This is a genomic window from Paraburkholderia sp., assembly GCF_050742655.1.
Taxonomy (GTDB): Bacteria; Pseudomonadota; Gammaproteobacteria; order Burkholderiales; family Burkholderiaceae; genus Paraburkholderia.
Window position 1 is genome coordinate 1 of the sequence record NZ_JBOIGG010000048.1, and the last position, 5,626, is coordinate 5,626.

Consider the following 5,626-nt stretch of genomic DNA (forward strand, 5'->3'; position numbering starts at 1 on the left):
GTCCAGATCGATCGTGTCCATGATCGATCATGGACACGATCTCACGTGATCTCCCCCTCACCATCGAGACTCTCATCATGCCTCACGCGTGCGCGAGATCGGCAACGGCCGTCGCGAGCCGCTTACGTTCAAGGTAGGATTTTCTAGCAACAGGATTTACGGGAAATTTTGCATGAGAACGTCGAGATTCACGGAAAACCAGATCATCGCAATCTTGAAGCAGGCCGAAGCGGGAACACCCGTGTCGGAGTTGCGTCGCCGGCACGGCCATTCGCGGCGTCCTCCCGAAGCAGAAGTTGCCTACGAGACCTAACCTCTACTCCTGACCGCCGTTAGAAACGGGGGACTACCCGCCGAATTCGCCCGTCAGGCAAGGCTGACAGCCTTGCCTGACAATTCAACCAAGCCGGAAATCTCCACTTCCGGGCAGGACTAATCCTGGGTCAGGGTCAACGGAACAGTGCTCACAGAAGCAATGCTTGGAGTCGCGGCTGGACAGCGGAAACCTCTGTTCGCTCTCCACCGAATAGTTGCCGGTTAGCACCATTTTGGAAAACCATTTTAGGACAGGGCCTTCCAGTTATCCGCTGCCTGTCGATATGAGGTCAACGTGTATGGAACGTTATACCCCAAGGTATCAAACAAGCGCCGATGCCGGGCATAGATCGCACGCGCCATTCTCCCAGGAATCAGACTTCGCCACAGCCCCGGACGCCCTTGCCATCCATGACGGTTAGGCATGGAATGAAAATATCCGAAATCAAAATTCTTAATGGCCACGTCGATCTTATCTGCGGATAAACCGCTGCAGAGCGTCTCCACCACCTTTGAAAATTCCTTACCTGGAGACGCGACCAGATCCTCATATTTGACTCGCAGTGAATTTCTATCGCACCACCATTGATAGCTGATAGACAGCAAGTTCTCGGCACCCCAACTCAGAGCGTATTCCATAAAGGCATCGGATGTAGGGCCCTGCCCTGAAAGATCAGTCGGAATCTCCGCATTACCCATCAACCATTGGTTTGTGGCCGGTTCGTGTCTGATGAAGTGAAGAACCGACAAAAGAATGTCGAGTGGGTGACGACCGACCACGAGTGTCTGGAACTGATTTTCATTTAGGTATTGCTGAAAATTCGGCTCACGATACCAGTGAATCTGGAGGGCACACCGGTCGGGCAGGCTTCGTGGCGCATCAAGATAATTGTGAATCGCAATCTCTGTCAGATCAAGACTGTTCGCCAGAACGGATCTGACCCAAGTGTTGCCGCTCCTCGGCGAACTGACAACGGCTATACGCATACGCGCCTCTTCGAGAAACCCAGACTTGAAAGCTTCGGCGCCAAAAGTGTACCGCGCCTCGCATTCACACAATAGTCGTACATGCCAGAATGACCCCGTTCTAGTGGCCTAACAAAGCTGTGCACCTCAAAAGGTGGACTTCTAGCCAGTTGGCGAGCGCATTGGGTCGAACGGTCGTAGTTGAATTCACGTCTCCGGCAATGCGAGAGGGCAAAAAACGCGATCATCTCCCAAGCGGCTCAAGTTAACTTCAACGGTTGGGGCAGACTTTTACATCGGCGCTACAGCTATCAGCATGGCCAATTCGCTGTTGTAGACAGGTCCCCAGTGCAGCGAAGGTCATCGCCGTAATCGATGCTCTGCTGGACGCTTACGCCGAAGACACCCTAGGCGTTTTTGCTTTTAGGGCACCACGTCGCGTACCACTCATCTTCGAAAATTGCCTTGCAAATCTTGTGGTAGCAGTTATCCCAAGTGAATTCCGACCCAGAGGACGGGCGCGGCGTAAAACCGTTTGCGGCCCAGCTTCGCATTGCCGCTGCAAGCGTATGAGGGTCGTCTCCAGAGAAGTAACGTGCGTGTTCGCCTGCAACCTCTCGGAACACTGGCACGTCACGCGCCAGAACCGGCAAGCCGGCTTGAAATGCCTCGACGATTGGCAAGCCAAACCCTTCGCTGTGGGATGCCATGATGAGCCCCGAGCCTGCACCATAGAGGGCGCGCATCTCGGCATCGCTGCAGCCATGCAACCAATGCAACCGCTTGCCAAGCTCGGGCGAGCGCCGGAGTTGATCGGCAAATTTGTCCATCTTCCAGCCCTGCTTACCGATGATGATCAGGTTGAGTTTCTCATCGGCTTTCCACAGATTTTCGAACGCTGCGAAGACTTGGGGGTGACCCTTGCGAGGTTCGACTGTGCCCACCATGATGACGCTTGGCCGCTTCTGCGCATTGTCGAGAGCGGCTAGAGTTGCTGCCGAACTCTGATCTTGTGACTCTTCCTGGCGAGAATCATTTTGAAAATCTGCACCGAGATGAGCGAAACCAATGGGTAGAGGCCTATTTCGCAATCTTGGCTCCTCATCGAGCCAAGCCATCACGTCATCAGCGACAAACTGAGAAATGCAAAGGGCAGCGTCGGCGATACCAAGTATATTGCCGTACCAGTTTTCTGTTACAAGTTCGACGAAATCGTCGTTGAAATACTGAGGGCACCGCAAGGGCAACAGATCGTACACGAGCAGCACGATGCGAAGCCCGCTCAACCGCAACCGCCGCAATTCTTCGAATTCGGCCAAGGTTATGATGGGGTAAAGATCGGCGCAGAGCAGAACATCACCGGGCCGGACATCCAGTGGTGCCTCCGGCAGATCGAGGGGAGCGAAATTCAGCAGGGACAGCGGCTTGGTGTAGGTATGGCGTAACTGCCCATCGCGGATACGTACCGCCTCCCCTCGCCAACCTTGTGGCGGCGTTTCAAGAGCGCGACGGGTAATTTCCCGCACGACGCGTTGAATGCCTGAGCCCGAATCGATACGCGCCAATTCGGAGATATCAATCAGGAAGCGTTTGTGTCCTCCGCCACGCCAAGGCGAGGGGAAACTGCGAACAATGCCGCGCGATGCAGCAGGTATGCCGTTCGGCAGCGCTGCGATGGCCTGAATGTCGGCCTGCATGGCTTGTGCAACGACCGCCGCGCCGGGTGTCGAATAGGCCTGCTCGATGGCGTCAGCGTAGCACCGGGCAACAGCTTCAGGGAGACGGATCTGTTGTGGGATCGCGGTGATCGCGTGCATTGCTTCTTCGCCAAAATGCTGGCGCAATACTTCGGCATCGCAGTCCGAGTGGTGGATGATGCCAACTGCATTCTGCAGCACGGAAAGGGTGCAGGGATAGTGCCGCAGCGTGGCTTCGATACCGTGTTTCTCTGCGAAGCGCAAAGCTGAATAGCCGTGGGCCTGCAGCAGTATTTCCTGGAATTCGTCAGGCCGCCCGCGCTCACGGGCAGATGTGTACATCAGGTCGGACAGGAACACGTCATGCAGCACGACCACACCAGGACAGCGCGGCAGGAGAGTCTCAATCTGATAGCCGTGAAAAGACGAATTGCCGACCTGATAGACGACGCGATCGAAGCGCCCGGCTTGCGAGAGGAAACTCTCCGGAGTGAGGTGCGAAAATCCCCAGAGGGGGCGCTCCGTGGTTTCTTCCTCACTGACCAGAGTGATGTCGTAATGGCGTGCGAGACTGGGCAGAAGTTCTGCGCTGTAAGCGGCGATGTCGGTAGCCTGCGGTGGCAGCGGGGAAACGAAAGCGAGGCTAGGACGTTTCGGCACTAAGCCCGTGATCCGTGTCTGACCTTGTTGCGCTCGCCTTTCATGGACCGCTTCAAGCGCATCCCAGGCACGTGCGGCTGAGACCTGCCATGTAAAACGTCCGGCCTGAACCGGACCATGCTTTGCCAGTTCCTGCTGAAAAGCCGGGTTTTCCAGCACCTTGCGCATGCAAGCAGCAATGGAGCCGGAATCTTGGGGGTCGAAGGTGGCGTCTTCGCGCCCGATTACTTCGGGAAGACTCGTGGTGTTGCTGGCAATGGTCGGCGCGCCGCAGGCCATCGCCTCGCCAGGTGGTAACCCGAAACCCTCGTGCAGGGAGGGGAATACAAACAGACCACAAGTGGTATAAAGCGCCCGGAGGTCGGCCTCCTCCACGAACGGGGTGTAAACAAGACTTCGGGGCGGAATGCCAAGCTGCGCCGCTTTTTGATAGAGCTTGTCTCGATCTCGTTGCCCTGCGATGAAAAGCTGGTGGTTCGCCCGCAATGCCGATGGCAGGCGCGCATAAGCTGCCAGCAACCCCGCTTCGTTCTTGTTCGGCGTGTCTGCAGCAAGAAACATGATGAATGAATCGCGCAGACCATAACGTTGCAGCAATGCGGCGCGTTCACCCGCCGCAAGCGGCGTTGGATGAAACTGCGGCCCAATGCCAGCACGTATGTTGAAAATCCGTTCTGACGGAAAGGCCAGATGATCGATGGCCTCATTTCGGCTGGATTCGGAAATGGCCAGCAAACCTTCGCACGATGCCAGCTCCTGAATGCCACGGTAATACCAACGCGCATGGGGCGATGGTATTTTTGAAGAGCCGAAGAAGTCCGCATGACGCAATAGCGGGATGAGGTCGTAGAAGGTCGCAACCACTGGCAAGGGCTGTAGTTGCCGCGGCTGACAACCGACGACGTCGTTGTCTTCGAGCATGCTGCACACATGCACGAGGTCCGGTTGCAGGGAGGCCAGGAACTGCGCGCGCAAGGTCTCTGCGAAGGCAAGGCGCGGTGCGTCGTGAAGTAACGGTACTACGCCACGCGGCGGGTACCACACGCGGATGTTATTGCGCGGCAGAACCGAGGAGAAGATCGAAGTCAGGTCCTCTGCCTTTTCCATATAAGCGCCATTGAGCGCGACAATGACCTCGTGCTCTCGCGCGTTGCGGACCATGGCCAATGCAAGCTCAAGCGAATAGCGACCAATACCGCGGTCACTACCGCTCCCTTGAGCTGCCTGTAAATCGATCACGAGACGCATAGTGTCAGTCTTGAAAGTGCAGTATGAGGGAAGTCGAGGACACAGGCGGTCAAACCGACGTCGCAACGCCAGGATTGGCCGTGACCAGTTGCCGATACAAGCGAGCTTCTTCGTGGCTAAGGTCGGTTGCAGTTACTGGAGGAGTAACCGTAGAAGCCGCCAGTACCTGGTGAGCTGCGACTTGCTCATACGCGCGATAACGGCGAGCCAGCCATTCCACTTTGCCTGGGGCAATGGCACGGACGAGCCGAACGCTCCGTTGTCCGCCTGGCAGCCCCAGCAACAGCCGTGCGCCACGATGAAACACCCGACGAGCAAGCTGCTTGCTGGGCAGCATACGCCGTACCATGCGCAGTGGCGCTGTTACGCGCCAGGACGTGCTGTTGAGCATCGCTGCCGCCTGCTCCCTGGCCTGTCGCGCGGCGTGCTGCGCTACATGTGCAGCATGTTGCGCCTCGTCGCTGCGCCGCGCCTGCTCGGTCAGCGCGGCATCGTTCTGCCGGATCGTTTCGTTAAGCGTGTGCGCCACTTGCTGCAGTTGCTGCATGGCTTCAGTCGAACGGCGATTTGCTGCATCTGCTGTACGTGCCAATTGCTCTACACCGGCGACAGTCTCGCGGCTTGTAGCTTGCGCCTCACGCAGCGTCTCGGCAGCCTGCTCGCGAACCTGTCGAAGTTCCTGTTCCGCGCGCTCGGCGCGTTGCAGCAAATGCACAGGTGGCTGAAACTCGTCGAAAACA

Annotated in this window: 2 protein-coding genes and 2 pseudogenes; 1 reads left to right on the forward strand and 3 read right to left on the reverse strand. The window is 57.1% G+C overall.

The annotated features are described in order from the left end of the window. Positions 1-172: 172 nt before the first annotated feature. Positions 173-274, forward strand: a pseudogene (locus tag ACREXZ_RS30550) (transposase); the annotation flags it as partial. A gap of 287 nt (positions 275-561) precedes the next feature. Here ACREXZ_RS30550 and ACREXZ_RS30555 read toward each other — a convergent pair. The 3 genes and pseudogenes from ACREXZ_RS30555 to ACREXZ_RS30565 form a co-directional block, all read right to left on the reverse strand. Beyond that, on the reverse strand, positions 562-1,302 hold the full coding sequence (locus tag ACREXZ_RS30555) for a hypothetical protein (protein WP_431767867.1): 741 nt from the start codon (positions 1,300-1,302) through the stop codon (positions 562-564). Between the two features lie 386 nt (positions 1,303-1,688). Then, a complete protein-coding gene (locus ACREXZ_RS30560) occupies positions 1,689-4,886 on the reverse strand; it encodes a glycosyltransferase family 4 protein (protein WP_431767868.1) in 3,198 nt (1,065 codons plus the stop codon). Positions 4,887-4,935: 49 nt separating this feature from the next. Further along, positions 4,936-5,626: pseudogene (locus tag ACREXZ_RS30565) on the reverse strand (hypothetical protein); the annotation flags it as partial.